Source organism: Acinetobacter sp. BD54 (genome assembly GCF_044778325.1).
GTDB lineage: Bacteria > Pseudomonadota > Gammaproteobacteria > Pseudomonadales > Moraxellaceae > Acinetobacter > Acinetobacter baumannii.
Map to the genome: position 1 here is coordinate 239,627 of NZ_JANJEP010000004.1, position 21,374 is coordinate 261,000.

Here is a 21,374-nt window from a genome sequence, read left to right on the forward strand (position 1 = left end):
TCAAAACGTCAAAGCCTCGTCACATTCACAAACTAAGCTCATGAAGACTTTTAGAACAATCTCTTTATTTACTTAGGAATTTCCCATGACAGAGCTGACGCCATATCATGAAGACCAAGAATTGGATAATAATACTTCTGACAATATCCACTTTCGTGACATTTTAGAACAACACATCAGTCGTCGTAGTTTAATCACCAAAGCAGCAAGCGGTGCAGTAGCACTGACTTTAGCTTCTACTTTAACAGGCTGTAATGATAACGATGATGACTCTGGCTCTAATAATGGTGGAACCACACCTGTAGACCCAAATAAAAAACCGGAAAAACTCACATTTACGCCCGTAGCTAAAAATTTAAATGATATTGTGACTGTACCGGAAGGTTATGAAGCCAATGTTATCTACGCTTTAGGTGACTCAATCAATCCAAGAGTTGGAGATTGGGACGACAATAATATTCCATCTGGCCCAAGCTTCCAGTTTCGCTCTGGCGACTGCCATGACGGCATGCATTATTTTGGCTTAAACACATCAACAAACCGCTTTGACGAGACTGTGTCAGCACAAGGTTTGTTGGTGATGAATCACGAATATATTAATCAGACCTTTCTTCATCCCAAAGGTCCTACAAAAGTGGATGGACGCCGCCCTGAAGATGAAGTCATTCGTGAAACCAATGCACATGGGGTTTCTGTAATTCATATTAAAAAAGATCCAACCACTCAAAAAGTAGAGATTGTTAAAAACTCTATTTTTAATCGTCGTATTACAGCTTCTACAGTTATGGAGTTTGCAGGTGCTGCAGCAGGTTCAAGCCTGCTTGCAACTCGCTTCTCACCTGCTGGACGTCAAACACGTGGCACTCATAATAACTGCGGTAACGGTTATACACCTTGGGGCACTTATTTAACCACTGAAGAAAACTTTATTGGTTATTTCCAACGTTCGGGTAGCGATGAATATGCACGTACAGATGCAGAAAAAATTGCATTAAAACGTTATGGTTTAGGCGTTAAAAAAGATGAACCTTATCTGTATGAGAAAGATGAAAAAGGTGCACCTAAAAAAGATAAAGATGGCAAGATCATTTACTTAAAAGATAAAAATGGTGAGTTAATCCCTAACGTTGATGAACAAGGGCGACAAATTTATTTAGGCACAAGTTCGCGTTACGGCTGGGAAACAGCAATTGGTCAAGTAGAGTCACAAGACTTGTATGATCGCTGGAATGCCGATGTAAAAGCAGCTCAAGCTACCCAAGATTACAGAAATGGGCCAAATACATTTGGCTGGATGGTTGAGATTGATCCATTTGATGGACGCCAAAATCCGGTTAAACGTACTTCATTAGGCCGTTTCGCACATGAAGACAGTGCTTGCCGTGCCGTAGTAGGTCAACCATTAGCATTTTATATGGGTGATGACTCTCGTGGTGAATACATCTATAAATTCGTTTCAACCGCTGTGTGGGACACCAAAGATATAAACGGTGGTTATACAGCTGGCGACAAATACATGAATGCAGGCAAATTGTATGTTGCTAAGTTTAATAACGATGGCTCAGGTCAATGGATTGAACTTGCTTATGGCAAAAATGGCTTAAATGAAAGCAACACCACCTACCCGTTTAAGTCACAGGCAGATGTTGTTACATTTGCACGCTTAGCAGCGGATTCTGTAGGTGCAACAAAAATGGACCGCCCAGAATGGTGTACGGTCAATCCATTAAATGGTGAAATTTATGTCACACTCACCAATAACTCAAATCGTGGTAAAGACTATGCAACTGATGCAGCTAACCCACGCAACTATACAGACCTATATGCAGGCACAAAAGAACAAAAAGGAAACGTAAACGGTCATATTATCCGTTTTAAAGAAACTGATGATAAAACGACTGCTGAAACCTTCAAATGGGATATCTATTTATTTGGCGCAGAAGCAGCAATGGCTTCAAACATCAACTTATCTGGCTTAACAGATAACAATGATTTTTCATCTCCGGATGGTATGTGGTTTGACCCACGCGGTGTTCTCTGGATTGAAACCGATGACGGCGCTTACACTGATGTTACTAACTGTATGATGCTTGCAGCTCTGCCGGGTCAAATCGGTGATGGTGGTACAGCAACAACTTCAAATGGTCAGCAGACCATAACAGGTGCCAAAGTTACAGACGCAACATTACGTCGTTTCTTAGTCGGACCAAAGCAATGTGAAATTACTGGTATTGCCATGACTCCTGACTACAAAGCAATTTTCATTAATGTTCAGCACCCTGGTGAAGATTCACCAAGTTACGCGAAACCAGAAAGTAACTGGCCTGCCACACAAAAAGACCCAAGCAATAAAACTGCGCGCCCACGCTCAGCAACTGTTGTGATTACCCGTAAAGATGGCGGCGTTATTGCCGGTTAATTGATTTACCCAAAAAAATGCCGATCACTTGATCGGCATTTTTCTAACGGTTTAAAAGCACCTGTTGCTGCACAATTTGACCACTATGTTCACCTTGCTGGGTCTTTTCCAACCATATCCATTCATTATTGGTCATTCTTAAAAAATTCGAACACCGTGTTCCATATACGGGGCTTTGAATAAAAGTCGATGATAATAATTCTTCCATTTCTGGCTGAATGCCCGTGTTTGGCAACAATGCTGTGGTGACCTTACGCTCATCTTCTAAAATATCCCACGCTGCATGCTGCAAGCTTAACTCTTCCGTTTTGTGCTGATGCATAGGCAGGAACTCTTGCGTAAAACGTGTACGTAAATGTCTGGTTTTTTCCCAGTGATCGGACATTAAACCATTCGAAACCACATATACGCCGTTGGCTAATACTTGAGGAGCCTCACCGCGGTTACTCATATAGACCGCCTGATCAGCAGTTCCCATAAACAGGTTAAAACCAGCAAAGTTCTGTTGCTGTTGTTCTAATTGCTGAGCAAAGCGAATCGGTAACAAATCAGACTCTAAAAAAGCCTGAACCAAATGACCACGAGAGGTCTCATATTGTTTTTTATCACGTCCATCACGGAAATTGGTTAACACAGCCCATCGGCCCTGCGGCGTAACACCCATCCAAGTACCACCCGACTGTAAGTCTTGCCCTGCAATGATTGGCGTATGTTCCCATTGATGCAACAATGCGGTTGGTCGATGATAAAATTCATCACGATTTGAAATCAGACACAAGGGCATATCATCCAGAACATGCCATGCTAAAGCCACAATACACATTGATTCTTGTTCCCTATGTTTACACATTGAATGTACAACATTTTTCACATCATTCCGCTACAATCTGTCAAAACGTAAGATCAAGGAGCAGCAATGCTGACCTATCCTAATATCGATCCGGTCGCAATACATCTAGGACCTCTTCAAGTCCATTGGTATGGACTCATGTATTTATTGGCATTTTTATGTGCTTGGGGGCTTGCTTCCTACCGTGCCAAACAGCGTGATGGCTGGACATCGGACATGGTTTCCGATCTGGTGTTTTACGGTGCCTTAGGTGTTGTACTCGGCGGACGTATCGGCTATGTGCTTTTCTATGAGTTTGATAAATTCCTTGAAAACCCAATCTGGTTATTCCAAGTCTGGACAGGTGGTATGAGCTTCCACGGCGGCTTCTTAGGCGTCATGATCGCAATGCTATTCTGGTGTAAAAAATATCAAAAAACATGGTTCCAGACACTCGACTTTATTGCCCCATGTGTACCGACAGGCTTAATGTTCGGACGTATTGGTAACTTTATTGGCGGAGAGTTATATGGCCGTGCGGTCACAGATCCGAATTATCCATTCGGAATGATTTTCCCAACCGATCCATTACATCTGGTTCGTCACCCATCACAAATCTATCAAGCGCTTTGCGAAGGGCTATTACTCTTTATTATTTTGTGGTGGTTTAGCTCAAAACCACGCCCACGTATGGCTGTATCTGCCCTATTTTTAATGGGTTATGGTGTTGCACGCTTTGTGATGGAATTCTTCCGTCAGCCGGATGCCGACCAAGGTTTCATCTTGTTTGGCTGGATGACGAAAGGACAAATCCTCACCGTTCCAATGCTACTGATAGGCCTTTGGATGATGTGGTATGCCTACCAAAAGAAAATTTATGACTGGGGCCCTCAAAAGAACAGTTAACATCTAAATCAGAGGAGTTTCGGCTCCTCTTTTTTATGCTACAGTTTTTATCTCCCAAGAAAGAAGATTCGCCATGCTGGAATTTTGGTTTAATACGCAAGTCCCGACTTTTAAAAAATTAATCATTTTAATTATTACCCTCTTAATCTGTATTGGGTTATATCAATATCAACCATTGCCATTAGATACCATTTTAATGTTTACAGGTACTGGGGTTATTTTTTTAATCTGCCGTTACTTTAAATTGCATTTTGCTCAAAGTAACCCGACTGGTTTACTTTACCGCCTATTTACGTGGGTTCCTATCGCTCTTTTATTTGCACTTATCTTTGTAAAAACTATGCCTAACTTGCTGATCTGGGGCGTTCAAGGAATCGCATTTATGGCGCTTGCTGCTTTTATTTTTTCACCTCAATCGTTATTTAACAAATAGGCTCATTTTTATGTTGGCTTATTGGTATAACGCACCGCGTCACATCAAACTCATCTTCATTATTGTCGTTTGTGCTGCAATTTATGCAGCCAATCAAGTCCAGCCTTTATCGCCGACTTACACTGTTCTTAGTCTCGTGTTAGGGTCCGGGCTTCATTTCGGGCAATATTTACAAACAAAAATTTCAGAGCACAGTTCACATAAACTTAAGCTCCAGTTTCTGCTTAGAATTTACCCTCTCATTATTGTTGCTATTATAATGTGGTTACTGCCCCCTCAACACAATTGGATCGCAACACTACAAGCTTTAGGCTTTGTACTGGTTGGATTTTTTCTTGTTTCGATTTATCAAAATCGTGCAAAGCGATTTTAATTACAAAGCAAGGCTCGCTTTCCTAACAGTCCTGAATCCATGCTATTATCTTCCACGGTTTATTAATCCATGAACCGTCTCCCCTTTATTTTATGGAAATTAATCCGAACTCGAGAGTGTTATGCGTGCATATTTAGACCTTCTACAACATATCCTTGATAATGGCGGTGACAAAGGCGACCGTACAGGCACAGGAACCCGTTCTGTATTTGGTCATCAAATGCGTTTTGATCTCTCTAAGGGTTTTCCTTTACTCACCACAAAAAAAGTTCACTTTCGTTCTATCGTGATTGAGTTACTTTGGTTCTTAAAAGGCGATACTAACGTTAAGTACTTACAAGACAATAAAGTCACCATTTGGGATGAATGGGCAACAGCAGAACAAACTGCCCGTTTCGGCCGCCCAGAACATGAGCTTGGCCCAGTTTATGGCCATCAATGGCGTAATTTCGGCGCAACTAAAAATGCCGATGGTACTTATAACCAAGATGGTTTTGACCAAATTAAATGGTTAATTAATGAAATTAAAACCAACCCAAATTCACGCCGTTTAATTGTCTCTGGCTGGAACCCAAATGAGGCCGGACAAGTTGCTTTACCGCCTTGCCATACGCTCTTCCAATTCTTCGTACAAGACAACAAGTTGTCATGCCAGCTTTATCAACGTAGTGCTGACGTATTCTTAGGCGTGCCATTTAATATTGCCAGCTATGCCCTACTCACCCATATGATTGCTCAAGTGTGTGGCTTAGGTGTTGGTGATTTTGTTTGGACAGGTGGCGATACGCATCTTTATGCCAACCATTTTGAGCAAGCAAAACTACAATTGACGCGTGAGCCATTACCACTTTGCCAATTAAAACTTAATCCGGATGTTAAAGATATTTTCGACTTCAAATTTGAAGATATCGAGATTGTAGGTTACGAGTCACATCCGGCAATTAAAGCACCAGTTGCAGTATAACGACGGCTTAAATTTCATTAGATTACGGTTTAGAGAATAAGATTATGGCATGGCAAAATGTAGAAGTTGTCCACGTTGTCGCAATGGACAAAAATCACTGTATTGGTAAAGGCAATGCGTTGCCATGGCATATCTCTGCCGACTTAAAACACTTTAAAGAAATCACACAAGGTGGTGTGGTGATCATGGGCCGCAAAACGCTTGAGTCTATGGGCCGTGCTCTACCGAACCGTGTGAACTGGGTAATTACCCGTGACATTAACTGGCATTTTGACGGCGTAAAAATTGCGTATTCAATTGAAGATGCTTTAAATGCTGCTTTAGAAGATGCCAAAAACACCGAAAAGCAAGCTTTATTCATTATTGGTGGTGGTGAAATCTTTAAGCAAACCTTGTCAATTGCAGACCGTCTTGAGCTCACTCATGTTGACTTAGATGTACAAGGTGATGCACATTATCCAACAATACCGAGTGAATTTCACAAAACTGCAAGCGAACAGCAAGTAGATGAAAAATCAGGAACTTCATTCGAATTTGCCACTTATAAAAAATAATTTTCTGGTCGCCTATGCACAATATCGGAACACGTGAATTTATTATCGCCCTCCTCTTCGGCGCTTTACATAGTTTATTCACGTTGTTTATTGTGCTTTCCAGCATTTGGGTATGCTTAGCCCTATGGGTCCAACAACCTTTTGGCTGGTTAGGCAGCCGTATTATTATTGGCATATGGATTGCCTTTGCTTTAAGTATGGCGGGTTTATATTTTAATGGGCATATCATTAGCCGTCGTACAGACGTTTTAATCTACCTGTTAGCTTTTGCCTGCTCTTTGGTTTGGTACTTTTCGATTACTGCACGTCAAGACCGTGACTGGAACCCTGAAGTTGCCAATATGCTAAGTTACGAAAAACACGGCGATGTTATTACTTTGCATAATGTCCGTAACTTCAACTGGCATCCTGATGGAACCTATGATGTTCGCTGGGAAACCCGTACTTTTGACCTGAACCAGTTAAATGGCATAAATATTATTACTTCTTACTGGATGGGGCCACAAATTGCCCATACGCTAGTCAGTTTCGAATTTAAAAATCAACAACCTTTAGTTTTTTCGATCGAAATTCGAAAAGAAAAGACTGAAGAGTTTTCAGCAATTGGCGGCTTCTTTAGAAAATATGAACTGAGCTTAATTGCATCTGATGAAAAAGATATTCTCTACACGCGTAGCAATATCCGTAAAGAGCAAGTTTATAATTTCCCAGTCAATATGCCTCGCTCTGAGCAAAAAGCGCTATTTTTAGAATATCTTAAAAAAGCAGATGAACTACGTACAGAACCAAAGTGGTACAATACGCTCACAAGTAATTGTACAACTTTAATTTTTGATATGGTTCAAGCCATTAACCCATATCAGCTTCCTAAAGATTATCGGTTAATTGCCTCTGGTTACTTACCTAATTATTTATATGATCTTAAAGCACTCGATCAAAATATTAGCTTGAAACAGTGGTACCAAATTGCACACATTAACCCACGTACTGAACATTTTGAACAATTTGCAGACCAAAGCAGTGAGCATTTTTCTCAAATCGTTCGACAGGGTCTACCTAAAGTAAAATGAAATAAGTAATGCACTTTTCTTTACTTTTTTATACACGCTTTACTTTGTAATCTAACTAGATAAACCCTATTGTAATAGGCAGGAAATAGAGGAAAAAACAATGCAACAGGCATTATTTGGCGGCGGCTGTTTTTGGTGCGTCGAAGCTGTATTTTTACAAATACGTGGTGTAGAAAAAGTAACAAGTGGTTATGCTGGTGGGCATACAACTCACCCAACTTATGAGCAAGTATGTCAAGGTGACACTCAGCATGCTGAAGTGGTCCTTATCGACTTTGATGAACAACAAGTTACATATTCTCAGTTACTTGATGTGTTCTTTGCAACGCATGATCCAACGACTTTAAACCGCCAAGGTAATGATATTGGTACTCAATATCGCTCTGTTATTTACTATTTTAATGAAGAGCAAAAGCAGGCAGCGGAACACACCATTCAGACATTAAAAAATGATGATCTTGATATTGTGACTGAATTATCTCCTGCTCCTACGTTCTATCCAGCAGAAGACTATCATCAAAATTACTATGAAAAGAACCCTTCACAAGGTTACTGCAACTTTGCAATTCCACCTAAACTGTTAAAGTTACATAGTAAATTCCAACATCTCATGAAAAATTAATAAATGAGAAAATAAAAAAGCAACCGAATTGGTTGCTTTTTTATTACGTGAAACTAGATTTTAGTTTTCACTTACAAAGGCAATATCGCTCAGTCCGGCTTCACTGGCGCGAGACATTACCTGAGCAACAGTATCGTACTTCGACTCTTTATCAGCGCGAAGTTGAACTGTCGGTTTAACCGCACCTTGACCTGCTTCTTGGAAACGTTTTTGAAGCTCATCAAGGCTAATTACTTGAGTATCCCAAGCCACTTCACCATTTGCATTGATACTAATCGTAATTGCTTTTGGTGGTGGATCAATAATTTCAGCAGTTGTTTTAGGAAGCGTTAATGGAATCGATGGGTTGGCAACTGTTGCTGTGACCAAAAAGATGATCATTAACACCAACATAATGTCGATTAGCGGAATGAGATTCATCTCATTCATGCCACTATCGTGGTCTTCACCCAATTGAAAAGCCATTAAGCTTGACCTCCAACATAACTTTGCTGTGCAGTTTTAACATCAGACTTTACAGTTGAGTCTTGCTGCAACATAGTGTCGATTAACAAACTGTGTGCTTGATCTTGTAAATCATGAGCAAGGCCACGATTCGCACGTACACAGATGTTATAAGCCAATACCGCTGGAATCGCAACTGCAAGGCCAAGACCAGTCATAATAAGTGCTTCACCTACTGGTGTAGCCACTTGAGCTAAACCTGCCTGTCCGCTCTTACCAACAGCAACTAACGCGTGGAAAATACCCCATACTGTACCAAACAAACCAACGAATGGTGCAATTGAAGCAATTGTTCCTAAAACTGAAATACCTTTATCAGCATTGGCTTTCTCAGCAGAAATCTGACGCAATAATGCTTGCTCTGCAACTGCTTTACGTTGTTCAAAACTCAAAGGTTGTAACTTTGCTTTGAGCGAAGTAATAGCCTGAGAGAGTTGAGCATAAGCTTGTTGTTTTAGTTGGCGAGTCCCCATCAAACGTAAGATGAAAACTGTCCAGGTAGCAATCGACATTGCCAATAAGATGAAATACAGGGTTTTACTCACTGCATCTGCATGTTGCCAATAGATTGAAAAGTTCATATTCGAACTCCTGATTAAGGTTAGCCGTTGGGACTCAAATTCGTTTAAGGGGTTAAGTCAAACGGTTGCTCTGCTTTAATTGGATAAGCAACACCGTTTTCCATATAAGGTTTAAATTTTGCACTACGTACAGCACGGACTACTTTGTCATCTAGACTTGGAATACCGCTGCTACGGGTTACGCGCACGTTAGTAATCTTGCCTTTCTCATCGGCTTCAATAAGTACAACAACCGAGCGTGCTTCGCCCTGTAAATCTTTTGGTGAAACAGTCAAACGTGGTGAGCGGCTCCACTGTACACCCGAACCGCCAATTGAAACGCGTTTTGGCGATGGATCTGGAGCAGGTTGAGCTTTAGGTGCTTCTTGAACCACTGGCTTTGGCTTTTCAACGACTTTTTCAGTCACAGTAGTCGTTGGCGTTACTATTTTCGGTTCAACTTTAGGTTCTGTTTTTACTGTTTCTTTAGGTGTTTCAGCCTTTTTGACCTGCTGAATTTTTTCCACTTTCTTAGGTGGAGTTACAGGTTTCTCGACAACTTTAACCTCTTTCACTTCTTTTTTAGGTTCCGGCTTTTTAGGCGGTTCTTTTGGTTTTGGTGGTAAAGGTTTTGGTTGCTCTTGAATTTTTACAAAGCGGACTTGTAAAGGTTTCTTTTCAATTGGCTTTAGTTCAGCAGGCTTAATGTGGCTGACTGCCCATAAGACCCCGATATGACCAATTGCAACCGCAATTAGTGCCGTGATGACTTTCTTTTTCATCGGATTGGGAGAGTTTAAGGCTGCGGAAGATTGACTCATAAGAATCTAATTACCTAATGGATGATGATTTCGGTTTTCAATTTATAGAAACGATTTCAAACATCGGATAGAACAATAAAGTGCCACAATAATAAATGAGAAGTGTTTTCATTTGCAACTACTTTTTTATGAAAACATTCCTCATTATCGCGAGGTCTAACTTGATAAAGTGATATCACCTTAGTTTTCTCATGCTTAGACAACGCACTAAAATTTGTAAGTTCCCTATTTTCACTTATCAGATCGCGCTCAGCTTAAAAAATAATTAAGTAGCTAGATATTAAAAGTAATCTATAGAGCAACAGACTCTAGTTATGTTATAACATTTTAAATTTATTTTAGCCATAAAAAAAGCACGCTCAAAAGCATGCTTTTAAAGGAATATAAGTTGTTAGAAAACAACAGTCTTATTGCCATCTACAATAATTCGGTCTTCTAAATGCCATTTAACAGCACGAGCTAATACATTACGTTCAACATCTTCGCCAAGCTCACGCAACTGCTCAACATTATAATCATGGCTCACACGTTCAACGTCTTGCTCAATAATTGGGCCTTGGTCTAGGTCAGCAGTCACATAGTGAGCTGTTGCACCAATCAACTTTACACCTTTTTCATATGCTTGCTTGTATGGGTTTGCGCCCACAAAAGCAGGTAAGAATGAGTGGTGAATATTGATAATTTTCATTTCCCATTTAGAAACGAAATCTTCGCTTAAAATCTGCATGTAACGCGCAAGAACTAACAAGTCATTGCCTTGCATCATTTCATGAATTTGAGCATAAGCTTCTGCTTTATTGTCTTTGGTTACTTTAATGACTGTAAATGGAATACCAAAGTTTTCAACTGCTTCACGTAAATCTTCGTGGTTAGAAATTACGTGGGTAATTTCACACGGTAAAGAACCACGTGCATGACGCCACAATAGCTCAAGCAAAGCATGGTCAACTTTAGAAACTAAAATACCAACCTTTTTAATATCATTAACAAAAGCAAGACGCCATTGCATGCCATAACGTTCCGCTACATTTGCTGCGAAAGTCTGAATTAAAGCATCTTTACGAGACTGTAAATGATCAAGTTCAAATTCAACACGCATGAAATAACGTCCGCCTTGAGCTTCCGTCGCATACTGATCAAGCGCGGTAATGTTTGCACCCTGATGGTACAAAAAGCTCGATACAGCCTGTACGATCCCAGGCTTGTCTTCACAAGTAATCAGTAAACGGGCTGTATTGGCAGTGGTCATATTCATTTGGTTAATATCACTTAATTGAGACAAAATTTTGATAAGCCGAGTATTCTAGCGCTCTAAATAAACAAGCACAACTATTCATCTTTTAGGGACGATAAGCTGGCAAAAAGATCAGAAGGTCCAAGCGACTCCAATAATTGCTCATAAGTCGCACGGCTTTCCCCCATTAAATAAGGGCCTTCTAAAAAAACCATTTGACGTAAAGCTTGCCAAACCCATTTTTCTTCAAGGTGGTTATTGTCACTAATGTGTCCGGACATATATAGAAAGTTGGTCCAGTTGGTTAAGACAATCCAGAGGTTAATAATGAGCGCTTCAATTTCCGATGGCGTCATTTTCATAAGCCCGGCATCAACAAAGGCCTGATAAATTCTTTGCCCTTGCTGCATGACCTGCCCTGCAAAGCGGGGATAGATCTTTTTAAAGTCTTCGTTACTTTCAACTAAATGATAAACATCACGGTGAATAAAACGATAGTTCCATAGCTGACCACTGAGTACCTGAAAATAATTAATTTTGTCATTGGTCGTTAATGGTCTGTCCTCAGGTAAAGAGAGCATTTCTAAAGTCTCGACCTGATATTGGTGCATTAATTCCTTAATGATTTCATGCTTGTTTCGAAAGTGATAATACAAGTTTCCAGGACTAATCCCCAACTCTGCAGCAATATGATTGGTAGTGACAGACCGTTCGCCACGCTCATTAAAAAGCTGCAAACTGATTTGTAAAATCCGGTCTTTTGTCTTCAGAGCTTTAGGTAGAGACATTTTAATAACCTTCGTTAATTCATATGGTTAAGACTTGCACACAGAAACCAACTTGACTCTTTAGAGTATTTACTCTAAAAAATAAGTATATCAGTATATTTGGTAAGTACCGATGAACAGTCAAACAAAAACAAATCCAGAGACTCAGGTTCCTTATGATGTTAAGCATTTACATGATTTGCTTGAGCAGCAAAAGATTGCCTACTTACGTCATCCGGTACCCACTGCTAAAGAGCGTATTGATCGTTTAGCTCGTCTTAAAAGAGTCTTGGTAAAATATCAAGATCAGATTGCCGAAGCAATTAACCTTGATTATGGCAATCGTGCCATTATGGAAACCAAAATTGGTGAGTTACTTACCTGTCTTGAACAAATCAAGTATTACAGTAAGAACCTAACCGGATGGATGAAACCATCAAAACGCCATATCAGTGTATTACATCAGCCTGCAAAAGGTTGGGTACAATATCAACCAATGGGTGTTATTGGCATTATTACACCTTGGAACTATCCATTACTACTTTCCGTTGGCCCACTCATCTGTGCTTTGGCGGCTGGTAACCATGCCATGATCAAAATTTCGAGTGCTTCTCCAAATTTTGGACAGGTTCTTGAAAATGCACTTTCTGAAGCTTTTCCACAAGAATTGGTTGCTGTGGTTAATGGCGGCGGTGTGATCTCTGATGCGTTTAGTCACCTGCCTTTTGACAAAATGATTTTCACAGGCTCGACTTCTGTCGGTAAAACAGTCATGGCGGCTGCAGCTCAAAACCTTGTGCCAGTCATTCTTGAGTTGGGGGGTAAATCCCCTGCGCTTGTACATGCTTCCGTAGACATGAAAGATGTCGCACAGCGTATTGCTGTGGGTAAATTATGGAATGCAGGCCAAACTTGCGTTGCGCCTGACCATATTTTCTTGCCGCGTGGTAAAACTGCCGAGTTCATTGAAAACTTTAAATTGATTGTGGCTGGAATGTATCCTCATTTCCGTAACAATCAAGACTACACATCTATTATTAATGATAAGCAGTACAACCGTATTCAGGGCTATCTAGAAAATGCCCGTGATCAGGGTGCTCGTATTATTGAAATTAATCCTCAAAATGAAATTTTAGATGATGTCCGCAAAATTGCACCGACTCTGGTTACTGGTGTAACAACTGCAATGGATATTATGCAAAATGAAATTTTTGGTCCTGTTCTACCAATTTTAGAATATGACCAAATAGAAGAAGTCATCGAATTTATTAATAGTCGACCACGTCCTTTGGCAATGTATTATTTTGACTATGATCAGGCACGCGCCGATTATATCTCTCAGCATACTCATTCAGGGCATTTCGGAATTAACATGGTGATTACCCATGTAGCACAAGATGATTTACCTTTTGGCGGTATTGGTGCGTCAGGTATGGGTAAATATCACGGACCGGAGGGCTTTTTTGGGCTTTCACATGAACGTTCGGTCATGTCAAATCCAAAACTTTATAGCTTGAAATATATTCTTCCGCCGTTCAATAAACCGATTCATCGCTTCATTTCGAAAACCTTGTTGCGTTAACTGATCAAGGCATGATCTGTTATACTAGATCATGCCTCGTTTTTACCAATTTCGCTTGTCTTTTAATCGTATTTTTGGTATAAAACGCCCCTTGAATGAATTCATCCGTTTACATTTAGTATGACTGGCCACAGATTTGCTGTTGGCTAAATCAATGGAGTTACACCATGTCTAAGGTTTGCCAAGTTACCGGCAAGCGTCCAGTCGTTGGTAACAACGTCTCACACGCCAACAACAAAACCAAGCGCCGGTTCGAGCCGAACCTGCACCACCACCGTTTCTGGTTAGAAAGCGAAAAACGTTTTGTACGTCTTCGTTTAACCACTAAAGGTATGCGTATTATTGACAAATTGGGTATCGAAAAGGTTGTTGCAGACCTTCGTGCTCAAGGTCAAAAGATCTAAGGAGTCTGAGCAATGCGTGATAAGATTCGCCTCGTTTCTTCAGCTGGTACAGGTTACTTCTATACCACGACTAAAAACAAACGTACTATGCCGGAAAAAATGGAAATCAAAAAATTTGATCCAAAAATCCGTCAACACGTGATTTTCAAAGAAGCTAAAATCAAATAATTTTAGCCTCGAAAAAAACGACTTCTTTATGAAGTCGTTTTTTTTTGCATTTTTTTTATACCTGCCTTTTTGTTAAACTTTCCACATATTCCGCCTTGGCATTTTTTATGCTTGTCTTTAGCCTAACTCACGTAAAAGGAGTTTTTAGTGCCGCATGACGTAGATTTAATTATTTTACTTGCTGTTGGTTTCGGCGTTGCCCTGTTTTTTGGCTATATTGCCGCCCGACTACGACTTCCCCCTCTTATTGGCTATCTCATTGCCGGAATTATTATTAGTCCTAATACTCCTGGTGTTGAAGCAGATATTCATCTTGCAAACCAACTTGCTGAACTCGGTGTAATGTTCCTCATGTTTGGCGTTGGTATACATTTTTCCTTAAATGATCTTTTACTTGTCCGCCGCATTGCCTTGCCAGGTGCAATCTTACAAATTGCTGTTGCAACTTTACTGGGTATTGGCGTTTCAATGTTATGGGGCTGGAGCTTTGGCTCCGCACTCGTTTTTGGCTTAAGCCTGTCATGTGCGAGTACAGTTGTATTATTAAAAGCTTTAGGAGACCGTGGTCTTCTAGATTCTGTAAATGGCAAAATTGCTGTGGGCTGGTTGTTAGTTGAAGATTTAGTCATGGTACTTGTTTTAGTACTTCTTCCAGCTACAGCTGTTTTACTTGGCGGAAAAGCTCCAGCAGGCGCAGAAGGTAACATTTGGCTAACTCTTGGAATCACCCTATTAAAGGTTATTGGTTTTATTGCCTTTATGCTGATTGTCGGTAAGCGCGTTGTGCCTATTATTATGCAGTTTGTTGCTCGCTTAGGTTCAAGAGAGCTATTTACACTTACTGTAGTCGCTGCTGCTGTATCGATTGCCTATGGTTCTTATGCCATCTTTGGAGTTTCAATGGCATTAGGGGCATTCTTTGCCGGAATGGTCGTTAAAGAGTCAGATTTTAGTCATCGAGCAGAAGAAGAAACGCTACCACTACGTGAAATTTTCTCGATTTTATTTTTCGTTTCAGTAGGAATGTTGTTTGATCCACATATCCTTATTGAACGTCCACTACATATCTTGGCTGTTATCGCGATTATTATGGTGGGTAAAACTCTTGCTGCAATGGCTTTAGTTTTATTCTTCCGCTATCCAATCAATACGGCTTTAACAGTCGGGGCCAGCCTTGCTCAAATTGGTGAGTTTTCATTTATTTTGGCTACCCTTGGTGTCTCTTTAGGTCTATTAACTTTAGAAGCTCAAAACCTGATTTTAGCAGGCGCATTATTCTCAATTACACTGAACTCTTTCATCTTCTCGGCAATTGAGCCTGTACAACGTTGGATTCGTGAACGCTCTCATTTAGCACGACTTCTTGAACGTAGTGGCGACCCATTAGCCATGCTGCCAGATGAAGTCGATCAATCTTATCTACGCGATCAAGTGGTGATTGTAGGGTATGGTGGCGTTGGACGACGTATTACTGAAAATTTAATTAATCAAAATATTAAAGTCGTAATTGCAGAAGAGAATCGTGAAATCGTAGAAAAACTACGTCAGGCAAACATTGCGGCTGTAAGTGGTGTAGCAACCGAACCTGGCGTTTTAATTCAAGCGCATATCATGCACGCACGACTCTTGGTAATTTCACCTATGGATATTTTAGATATTCATCGGATTGTAGATATTGCGAAGCAATTGAATCCTCAAATTCAGGTTTTAATTTGTGCAGAAAGTAAAGAAGAAGCCGCAGTGATTAGAGACGAACACATTGGTGAAGTATTCTATGCGAAAGAAGAAATGGCTAAGAATATGAGCCATCATATTTTAAATCAAATCGAACTTGCGCATCAGTCTACACATCATTAATGCATACAAAAAAAGCGTACTCAAGAGTACGCTTTTTTTAACTTAAGAATTTAGGCTGCTCATCCACAACTTCAGCCTGCCATTCATTGACCTGCTTTTCTAACAGCCCAAACAAAGCAGCTTGAATCATATGTTGTGCAACTATAGGCGTCTGTTCACCTAATATTGCCTTTAGTTCATCACTAAACTGAATTTTAACCAAGGGCTCTTTTTCAGAACCAGCATTACGCAAGGCGAGCTCACCACCTTCTAGTTGGACTAATTCCAACACTGCTTCTTGATTTCCAAATAACTCTTTCAATTGCTGTATAGACATATACTTCCTCCATGTTTCAACATGGTGGCAAAGCACCCTTGCACTTTGCATCTCTCGTCTTATTTATATAGGCGCACTGGGATTAAATTTCAAGCGCTCAGATAGTTTAATTTTAGAACTCGACCATTTCGTTACGAAAACCATCAATTAAATGACTTAACTCTCTATGCCATTCACGCAAAATTTTCACATCAGGTAACCATGATTGTGGTCCCTGAGTCACTTTAATGATCAAATTAGAAGAAGTTTCTTCTTCCGGTGTCGGTTCAGTTGGTTCCGGTGCATATTGGCACATACGGTAAGCACGTTTTAATTCTGCAACGAAGCCATCTTTTGCCAATTGCTGCAAAACAGAAACTTCCGGAGAAACTTGTCCTTTTGCCGCCATATGCTCTTCAATAGATTTTAATGTCGGTTGCAAGTCATTTAAACGGTAATAACGTACCAATTCTTGCAAAAATGCCAACATCGCACCATGTAAATGAAATACAGCTGCTTCACGATACGCTTGTACCTGCTGTACATGATCAGTTTGCTCTGCTTGTTGACACGCTAAGCGTGCAAAATAGAGTTTTTGATTGGTACGATCGGCATGATAACGAGCAACACGTGACATAACTAAACTTTCCTGTTCTAAAATTGCCATCTATATGGCTATTCTTAGCTTAACGACTCCATTGATAAAATCAACGTTATTTATGGTAAATCCAGAGAGACTTGATAAATTTTACGTTTAGCCGGAACTTTCAACTGTCGCTTCATAGGACGCACATTACTTAGAACCCAAGCAAAATATCCTTCACTCCAACCAGAGGCACAGGCAAGTTCAATCTCATCGTTTCGCCAAACATGAATAGAATCAACATCAACCAAAGCGACCGCGACTCCCTCTTCTTCATCACCATCATTTATTAAAAAATTTTGGTTCTCAACAATGAATAGATCTTTAAGAGGCAGCTGTGCAGGGACCCATGAACGAACTTCAAGTGTTTTTATTCCCTGAGCTATACGGGTTCCATTTGGAGCAACCACAGAAAGAGCTAAAAATTGTTGCATAAAAGCCTTACTCTTCAGCTGCCTTAACCCGAATACCGTAACCTTTTACTTTAAGTGTATTTAGACCTTTGATTGCTTTAATGGCTTCACGCGGATTCGGCATTTCGACAAAGCCAAAGCCCTTTGATTTACCCGTATCTTTATCGGTTACAACGACACAAGACTCAACTTTACCATAAGCTTTAAACAGCTCTAAAACTTCAGCTTCAGTCACTGAACGATCTAAATTACGAACTAATATTTTCATTTTCCAACCTTCATTGACCATCAAAAGAAAGGCCAATATACATTTGAGTATTCACAGTGTCTTATACAGTAATTTAGTCAAGATCGATACCAAAACCTAAGTTTACTGTTCGTGAAGTATTCCATTGTTTTTTGGCAAATGGCTGTGGCACCTGACGATGAATTTTGGCCTGAACCAAATGGGCAGGTAAATCATTTAGAAAATAGCTTTCGATTTTGCGGCCTTGTTCGTCATACGTGTCTTGTGACCATGTATTGAGATTTTGCTTCGTCAAAATCAATTCATTTTCCGCACGTGTTAATGCAACATACAATACTCTGCGCTCTTCTTCGACTTCATCAAAATCGCCCTGTGCACGCGCATAGGGATATTGGTTTGGTGAGACATGTGGCACATAACACACTTTCTGTTCTGCACCTTTAGCGGAGTGAATTGTAATTAAGGTCACTAAATCATCATCACCCGCTTTTTCAATTTCAGAAATTGAAATTGGTTCAAGCACATATTCTTCAAGAAACTCACCAAGAGATGCATGTTTACGCGCAAGTTGTTTAACTAGGTCGAAATCCCTAGCACGACGTGACCAGTCTTTAGTTTTATAGTTTTGCTCTAACTGTTCACTTAATGCATCAAGTGCTAGACCAATACTTGCCTCAACATGCTGCTGTAGCACATCAAGCTGTTTCAAAATCAAAATGGCCTGTAAAGGAACTTTTCCATGACGCTCCAAACGCTGACAACGCTCTTCGACCTCACTAATGCTCATTAACTCTTGCGCTAACTTGCTGGCACCCACATCTCCAATACCATCCCATAAGGTTAAAAAGCGCATCCAAGCCAAGTCATCCTGTGGGTTACTCACAATACGTAATAAACTGAGCACATCCTTTACATGCGCTGATTCAAGTAACTTTACGCCACCAATAAAACGATACGGAATTTCAGCGGCAATAAATGCTCCTTCCAAATAGCGTGCGCTGTAACCAGAGCGGACTAACACCATATGGTCGTACCAATTTGCGCCCTGTTGGTGTCGCTCTATTAAGTCTTGTGCAATCCAGTTGGCTTCTTCAAATTCATTACCAAACAAATGGAGTTGTGGCTTTTGTCCTTTGCCACGATGAGCCTGTAACTGTTTTTGATAATCGATTGGACTGTGGGCGAGTAACCAATTTGATAAATCTAATATTTCTTGAGTCGAGCGATAATTCAGATCTAAGGTATGAATCACTGCATCTGGAATACGTTCTTTAAAAGAATGAATGTTTTCGAAATCAGCACCACGGAAACCGTAAATTGACTGGGCGTCATCTCCCACACAAAATAATTTCACCTTACCAATCAGTGGCTGCAAAAGTGCCCACTGTAAAGGGTTGGTATCTTGCATCTCATCAACCAACAAAGCTTGGCAGAAACCAGCAACCCAGTTCGTCAATGCTTCGGAGTTTTGTAAATGAACAGCGACGATCGACAAAATGTCATCATAGTCTAAAAAATTACGCTCTCTTTTACGCTGTTCATAGGTTTTCATTAACTCAGCAATTTGTGATTTATATTCATATGCTTCAGGTAATTGCTTGAGTAACGCTTCAGAAAGCTTAGATTGCGTATTTCGGGCATAAGAATATAAATCACACAGCTCTGCCGCTTTAGGCAAAACATTATCTTTGTCTTTGCCTCTCAATAAGCGAAACATGAGTAACTGATCATCACGATCAATAATACTAAATTGGGTTAAACCAAACGCTTGCGGATTACGACGTAATAAATACATGCAAAAGGTGTGAAAAGTGGATGCACGAAGACCTTTGGCTTGTGCCCCAACATGCTGTTCAACCCTTGCAACAATTTCACTCGCAGCTCGGCGGGTGAACGTTAAAATCTGAATTTGATTTGCAGGCAAACCTTGATCAATTAAATAAGCTGCGCGAGCAACAATAGTTTTCGTCTTGCCACAACCCGCTCCAGCCAAAACCAGACAGTTTTGAGCCGTAGTCGTTGCTGCTTTTTTTTGCTGAGCATTTAATTCATTAATTAACTTTGCAAGACTCATAACACATATCGCTAAAACACCAAGGCTTAGTTTAACAGACCCATGCCATGAGATGGACCTTCGCTCACTAAAAACAAAAAAGAGCACCCTAAGTGCTCTTTTGTTCGTTATTTATTTTAAGAAACTGTTTTTGAGCTAGAAGGTAAATGCTTAATCGCAGAAGCGAGTCCTAAAAAGTTAATGCCCTGAAATAAAATATCTACTGCCAAAAACATTCCTAACACCCAAAACGGAGAATCTTTAGAAACTAAAATTAAAATACCTGTAGCGAGGGTTAATAATCCTGAAAATAAGGTCCAGCCCCACCCTGCAATTGGTCTTAGTAAAAATGCATTTATAGTGCGGATTACACCAGCAATAATCAGAGCAATTGATAATAAGCTTGTTAAAACAACAGCCGTAGTAACAGGCGTAGAAAATGCATAATAGCCCGCCATTAAATACAGCACTCCAAAAAGTGCCCACAGCCATCGGCTACCGCCTTTAAATACACTTAAGGCAGCAATTAAATGCAATACACCGCCCACCATCATTAAAATACCAAACAGAAAAACAACCGAAAATGTGGCAAATGGCAGTGAGCTAAATAACACCAAACCGAAAATAATGAGCACAAAGCCTAATATTAGATACCATTTACGATCAGCATGTAGCTGATTACGAACCAAATCATTACCTACAGTTTTCATAACGGCGTCTCTTATTATCAGGTATTAGGAAGTTTATATAATGTCATTATAGTGATGTACTTCACATTTATTGTCTGTATAAGATGTGCATCGTTTATTAACAATTGATGTGGATAAAACAGTATTTATCCACAATTTTATTTCAGCCACCCCACTTCTTGAGCTGTTGGTAAACCTATGACGGTTTCTTGTAAATCACTTGGCATTTTGCTGGTCTGCTCAGATAATGGTGTTCGACCACCCATGATTTCTGCTCGCTTTTGTGGATAAAGGGGTACTTTTTCAGGTTGTGCATATCCTAATGGATATATGGGCTGACCTGTTTTTAAATCATATTTATCTTTTGCCCCAAAGCCATGCAATAGCTCATGAACGATTACAACCTGATTTTGTGATGCTTGCCCACGTGTAGCAAACAAATTAACACTACCAATACGGCCCTTTTCTAAAGCAGTCGAATGCACCAAAACTTTTTGATAATTGGGATCGTAATAATTTAAATAAAGTTTGAGCGATGCTCCATTATCTTCAGGCTGTTGTTGTCGCCATGCATAAAAACGAAACTTTAAACTCCACCAAACCACATGAAAAACACCGGCATTTTGTGGCACCTCAGGTGGACGCTGCTGTAACTGTTGCCCCAAACGTATTTCAAAGTTTGCTGATTGCCCCCGATAATGTTGCGACCATTCACTTAAATAGCTTTTAAGCGTCTGGAAATCAGTGTTTTGTAACTGATGAATATAAGCTTGTGTGGTTTGTAAGCCATCTGCATTTATTGGGTGCAATACCACCACAATAGGCTGATTCCAGTCTTGGTTTTGGTCACGCCACGCTTGAACTGCAACGATTAATAAAACAATTAATAGACATAAAATCCGAATGTTTTTCCACATTCTTTTTCCCCATAAAAATTAATATTTTCTTTTATTGTTGTAGATGAAAA

At 40.1% G+C, this 21,374-nt stretch carries 25 protein-coding genes; 12 read left to right on the forward strand and 13 right to left on the reverse strand.

Annotated elements, in window-relative coordinates:
* Positions 1-85 precede the first annotated feature (85 nt).
* Complete coding sequence (locus tag NQ782_RS08455; protein WP_000137986.1) at positions 86-2,419, forward strand: PhoX family phosphatase; 2,334 nt, start codon at positions 86-88, stop codon at positions 2,417-2,419.
* A gap of 43 nt (positions 2,420-2,462) precedes the next feature.
* Here NQ782_RS08455 and NQ782_RS08460 read toward each other — a convergent pair whose 3' ends face one another.
* Positions 2,463-3,242 carry an NRDE family protein gene (locus NQ782_RS08460; protein ID WP_000335019.1) on the reverse strand — a complete coding sequence of 260 codons (780 nt, stop codon included), beginning with the start codon at positions 3,240-3,242 and terminating at the stop codon, positions 2,463-2,465.
* A 93-nt stretch (positions 3,243-3,335) separates the two neighbouring features.
* On the opposite strand from NQ782_RS08460, the gene lgt reads away from it, so the two are divergent.
* The 7 genes from lgt to msrA all read left to right on the forward strand — a co-directional run bounded on the left by lgt (position 3,336) and on the right by msrA (position 8,170).
* Complete coding sequence (gene lgt / locus NQ782_RS08465; RefSeq protein ID WP_000959084.1) at positions 3,336-4,154, forward strand: prolipoprotein diacylglyceryl transferase; 819 nt, start codon at positions 3,336-3,338, stop codon at positions 4,152-4,154.
* Between the two features lie 73 nt (positions 4,155-4,227).
* Positions 4,228-4,587 carry a hypothetical protein gene (locus tag NQ782_RS08470; protein ID WP_000889270.1) on the forward strand — a complete coding sequence of 120 codons (360 nt, stop codon included), beginning with the start codon at positions 4,228-4,230 and terminating at the stop codon, positions 4,585-4,587.
* Positions 4,588-4,597: 10 nt separating this feature from the next.
* Positions 4,598-4,960 (forward strand): hypothetical protein, encoded by a 363-nt coding sequence (locus NQ782_RS08475; protein ID WP_000881949.1) that lies wholly within the window; start codon positions 4,598-4,600, stop codon positions 4,958-4,960.
* A 121-nt stretch (positions 4,961-5,081) separates the two neighbouring features.
* A complete protein-coding gene (gene thyA, locus NQ782_RS08480) occupies positions 5,082-5,924 on the forward strand; it encodes a thymidylate synthase (RefSeq protein ID WP_001203168.1) in 843 nt (280 codons plus the stop codon).
* Positions 5,925-5,968: 44 nt separating this feature from the next.
* Positions 5,969-6,478 (forward strand): dihydrofolate reductase, encoded by a 510-nt coding sequence (locus tag NQ782_RS08485; protein WP_000312548.1) that lies wholly within the window; start codon positions 5,969-5,971, stop codon positions 6,476-6,478.
* 14 nt (positions 6,479-6,492) lie between these two features.
* The gene (locus tag NQ782_RS08490) at positions 6,493-7,548 is read left to right on the forward strand and encodes a DUF4105 domain-containing protein (protein ID WP_000551509.1); all 1,056 of its coding nucleotides are present in this window, start codon (positions 6,493-6,495) and stop codon (positions 7,546-7,548) included.
* Between the two features lie 100 nt (positions 7,549-7,648).
* The gene (gene msrA, locus NQ782_RS08495) at positions 7,649-8,170 is read left to right on the forward strand and encodes a peptide-methionine (S)-S-oxide reductase MsrA (RefSeq protein WP_001183416.1); all 522 of its coding nucleotides are present in this window, start codon (positions 7,649-7,651) and stop codon (positions 8,168-8,170) included.
* Positions 8,171-8,230: 60 nt separating this feature from the next.
* On the opposite strand, the gene NQ782_RS08500 is transcribed toward msrA, so the two are convergent.
* From NQ782_RS08500 to NQ782_RS08520, 5 genes are all read right to left on the reverse strand, one after another.
* Positions 8,231-8,635 (reverse strand): biopolymer transporter ExbD, encoded by a 405-nt coding sequence (locus NQ782_RS08500; RefSeq protein ID WP_000885431.1) that lies wholly within the window; start codon positions 8,633-8,635, stop codon positions 8,231-8,233.
* Positions 8,635-9,255 (reverse strand): MotA/TolQ/ExbB proton channel family protein, encoded by a 621-nt coding sequence (locus NQ782_RS08505; RefSeq protein ID WP_001011664.1) that lies wholly within the window; start codon positions 9,253-9,255, stop codon positions 8,635-8,637. Before NQ782_RS08505 ends, NQ782_RS08500 begins: the two co-directional genes overlap by 1 nt.
* Before the next feature lie 44 nt (positions 9,256-9,299).
* A complete protein-coding gene (locus tag NQ782_RS08510) occupies positions 9,300-10,055 on the reverse strand; it encodes an energy transducer TonB (RefSeq protein ID WP_000083586.1) in 756 nt (251 codons plus the stop codon).
* Between the two features lie 391 nt (positions 10,056-10,446).
* Entirely contained in the window at positions 10,447-11,310 is an 864-nt protein-coding gene (gene purU, locus NQ782_RS08515; RefSeq protein ID WP_001057506.1) for a formyltetrahydrofolate deformylase, read from the reverse strand.
* Between the two features lie 74 nt (positions 11,311-11,384).
* The gene (locus tag NQ782_RS08520) at positions 11,385-12,077 is read right to left on the reverse strand and encodes a TetR/AcrR family transcriptional regulator (RefSeq protein WP_000056618.1); all 693 of its coding nucleotides are present in this window, start codon (positions 12,075-12,077) and stop codon (positions 11,385-11,387) included.
* Between the two features lie 112 nt (positions 12,078-12,189).
* Here NQ782_RS08520 and NQ782_RS08525 point away from each other — a divergent pair, with 112 nt between their 5' ends.
* The 4 genes from NQ782_RS08525 (at position 12,190) to NQ782_RS08540 (ending at position 16,067) form a co-directional block, all read left to right on the forward strand.
* The gene (locus NQ782_RS08525) at positions 12,190-13,638 is read left to right on the forward strand and encodes a coniferyl aldehyde dehydrogenase (protein WP_001088254.1); all 1,449 of its coding nucleotides are present in this window, start codon (positions 12,190-12,192) and stop codon (positions 13,636-13,638) included.
* 167 nt (positions 13,639-13,805) lie between these two features.
* The gene (gene rpmB, locus NQ782_RS08530) at positions 13,806-14,042 is read left to right on the forward strand and encodes a 50S ribosomal protein L28 (RefSeq protein WP_000048256.1); all 237 of its coding nucleotides are present in this window, start codon (positions 13,806-13,808) and stop codon (positions 14,040-14,042) included.
* Between the two features lie 12 nt (positions 14,043-14,054).
* Positions 14,055-14,210, forward strand: a complete 156-nt coding sequence (rpmG, locus tag NQ782_RS08535; protein WP_001205031.1) for a 50S ribosomal protein L33 — start codon at positions 14,055-14,057, stop codon at positions 14,208-14,210.
* A gap of 147 nt (positions 14,211-14,357) precedes the next feature.
* Positions 14,358-16,067, forward strand: a complete 1,710-nt coding sequence (locus NQ782_RS08540; protein WP_057093208.1) for a cation:proton antiporter — start codon at positions 14,358-14,360, stop codon at positions 16,065-16,067.
* A gap of 37 nt (positions 16,068-16,104) precedes the next feature.
* Here NQ782_RS08540 and NQ782_RS08545 read toward each other — a convergent pair whose 3' ends face one another.
* The 7 genes from NQ782_RS08545 to NQ782_RS08575 all read right to left on the reverse strand — a co-directional run bounded on the left by NQ782_RS08545 (position 16,105) and on the right by NQ782_RS08575 (position 21,324).
* Positions 16,105-16,383 (reverse strand): hypothetical protein, encoded by a 279-nt coding sequence (locus tag NQ782_RS08545; RefSeq protein ID WP_000027403.1) that lies wholly within the window; start codon positions 16,381-16,383, stop codon positions 16,105-16,107.
* Between the two features lie 112 nt (positions 16,384-16,495).
* Positions 16,496-16,999 carry a DUF6586 family protein gene (locus NQ782_RS08550; protein ID WP_002027464.1) on the reverse strand — a complete coding sequence of 168 codons (504 nt, stop codon included), beginning with the start codon at positions 16,997-16,999 and terminating at the stop codon, positions 16,496-16,498.
* Between the two features lie 80 nt (positions 17,000-17,079).
* Positions 17,080-17,439 (reverse strand): ASCH domain-containing protein, encoded by a 360-nt coding sequence (locus NQ782_RS08555; protein ID WP_001183874.1) that lies wholly within the window; start codon positions 17,437-17,439, stop codon positions 17,080-17,082.
* Positions 17,440-17,446: 7 nt separating this feature from the next.
* Entirely contained in the window at positions 17,447-17,686 is a 240-nt protein-coding gene (locus tag NQ782_RS08560) for an RNA-binding protein (RefSeq protein ID WP_000699342.1), read from the reverse strand.
* Between the two features lie 73 nt (positions 17,687-17,759).
* Positions 17,760-19,739, reverse strand: coding sequence for an ATP-dependent helicase (locus tag NQ782_RS08565; RefSeq protein WP_000050365.1), 1,980 nt, complete (start codon positions 19,737-19,739; stop codon positions 17,760-17,762).
* Between the two features lie 116 nt (positions 19,740-19,855).
* Positions 19,856-20,428 (reverse strand): HdeD family acid-resistance protein, encoded by a 573-nt coding sequence (locus tag NQ782_RS08570; protein ID WP_000859452.1) that lies wholly within the window; start codon positions 20,426-20,428, stop codon positions 19,856-19,858.
* Positions 20,429-20,565: 137 nt separating this feature from the next.
* Positions 20,566-21,324: a hypothetical protein gene (locus NQ782_RS08575; protein WP_057093209.1), complete on the reverse strand. Its 759-nt coding sequence runs from the start codon at positions 21,322-21,324 to the stop codon at positions 20,566-20,568.
* Between the last annotated feature and the right edge of the window lie 50 nt (positions 21,325-21,374).

What these genes read in the sequence shown, in the direction of transcription:
- NQ782_RS08455 (WP_000137986.1), top strand. Translation starts at nt 86, where the DNA reads ATGACAGAGCTGACGCCATATCATGAAGACCAAGAATTGGATAATAAT.
- NQ782_RS08460 (WP_000335019.1), bottom strand. Translation starts at nt 3,242, where the DNA reads ATGTGTATTGTGGCTTTAGCATGGCATGTTCTGGATGATATGCCCTTG.
- lgt (WP_000959084.1), top strand. Translation starts at nt 3,336, where the DNA reads ATGCTGACCTATCCTAATATCGATCCGGTCGCAATACATCTAGGACCT.
- NQ782_RS08470 (WP_000889270.1), top strand. Translation starts at nt 4,228, where the DNA reads ATGCTGGAATTTTGGTTTAATACGCAAGTCCCGACTTTTAAAAAATTA.
- NQ782_RS08475 (WP_000881949.1), top strand. Translation starts at nt 4,598, where the DNA reads ATGTTGGCTTATTGGTATAACGCACCGCGTCACATCAAACTCATCTTC.
- thyA (WP_001203168.1), top strand. Translation starts at nt 5,082, where the DNA reads ATGCGTGCATATTTAGACCTTCTACAACATATCCTTGATAATGGCGGT.
- NQ782_RS08485 (WP_000312548.1), top strand. Translation starts at nt 5,969, where the DNA reads ATGGCATGGCAAAATGTAGAAGTTGTCCACGTTGTCGCAATGGACAAA.
- NQ782_RS08490 (WP_000551509.1), top strand. Translation starts at nt 6,493, where the DNA reads ATGCACAATATCGGAACACGTGAATTTATTATCGCCCTCCTCTTCGGC.
- msrA (WP_001183416.1), top strand. Translation starts at nt 7,649, where the DNA reads ATGCAACAGGCATTATTTGGCGGCGGCTGTTTTTGGTGCGTCGAAGCT.
- NQ782_RS08500 (WP_000885431.1), bottom strand. Translation starts at nt 8,635, where the DNA reads ATGGCTTTTCAATTGGGTGAAGACCACGATAGTGGCATGAATGAGATG.
- NQ782_RS08505 (WP_001011664.1), bottom strand. Translation starts at nt 9,255, where the DNA reads ATGAACTTTTCAATCTATTGGCAACATGCAGATGCAGTGAGTAAAACC.
- NQ782_RS08510 (WP_000083586.1), bottom strand. Translation starts at nt 10,055, where the DNA reads ATGAGTCAATCTTCCGCAGCCTTAAACTCTCCCAATCCGATGAAAAAG.
- purU (WP_001057506.1), bottom strand. Translation starts at nt 11,310, where the DNA reads ATGAATATGACCACTGCCAATACAGCCCGTTTACTGATTACTTGTGAA.
- NQ782_RS08520 (WP_000056618.1), bottom strand. Translation starts at nt 12,077, where the DNA reads ATGTCTCTACCTAAAGCTCTGAAGACAAAAGACCGGATTTTACAAATC.
- NQ782_RS08525 (WP_001088254.1), top strand. Translation starts at nt 12,190, where the DNA reads ATGAACAGTCAAACAAAAACAAATCCAGAGACTCAGGTTCCTTATGAT.
- rpmB (WP_000048256.1), top strand. Translation starts at nt 13,806, where the DNA reads ATGTCTAAGGTTTGCCAAGTTACCGGCAAGCGTCCAGTCGTTGGTAAC.
- rpmG (WP_001205031.1), top strand. Translation starts at nt 14,055, where the DNA reads ATGCGTGATAAGATTCGCCTCGTTTCTTCAGCTGGTACAGGTTACTTC.
- NQ782_RS08545 (WP_000027403.1), bottom strand. Translation starts at nt 16,383, where the DNA reads ATGTCTATACAGCAATTGAAAGAGTTATTTGGAAATCAAGAAGCAGTG.
- NQ782_RS08550 (WP_002027464.1), bottom strand. Translation starts at nt 16,999, where the DNA reads ATGTCACGTGTTGCTCGTTATCATGCCGATCGTACCAATCAAAAACTC.
- NQ782_RS08555 (WP_001183874.1), bottom strand. Translation starts at nt 17,439, where the DNA reads ATGCAACAATTTTTAGCTCTTTCTGTGGTTGCTCCAAATGGAACCCGT.
- NQ782_RS08560 (WP_000699342.1), bottom strand. Translation starts at nt 17,686, where the DNA reads ATGAAAATATTAGTTCGTAATTTAGATCGTTCAGTGACTGAAGCTGAA.
- NQ782_RS08565 (WP_000050365.1), bottom strand. Translation starts at nt 19,739, where the DNA reads ATGAGTCTTGCAAAGTTAATTAATGAATTAAATGCTCAGCAAAAAAAA.
- NQ782_RS08570 (WP_000859452.1), bottom strand. Translation starts at nt 20,428, where the DNA reads ATGAAAACTGTAGGTAATGATTTGGTTCGTAATCAGCTACATGCTGAT.
- NQ782_RS08575 (WP_057093209.1), bottom strand. Translation starts at nt 21,324, where the DNA reads ATGTGGAAAAACATTCGGATTTTATGTCTATTAATTGTTTTATTAATC.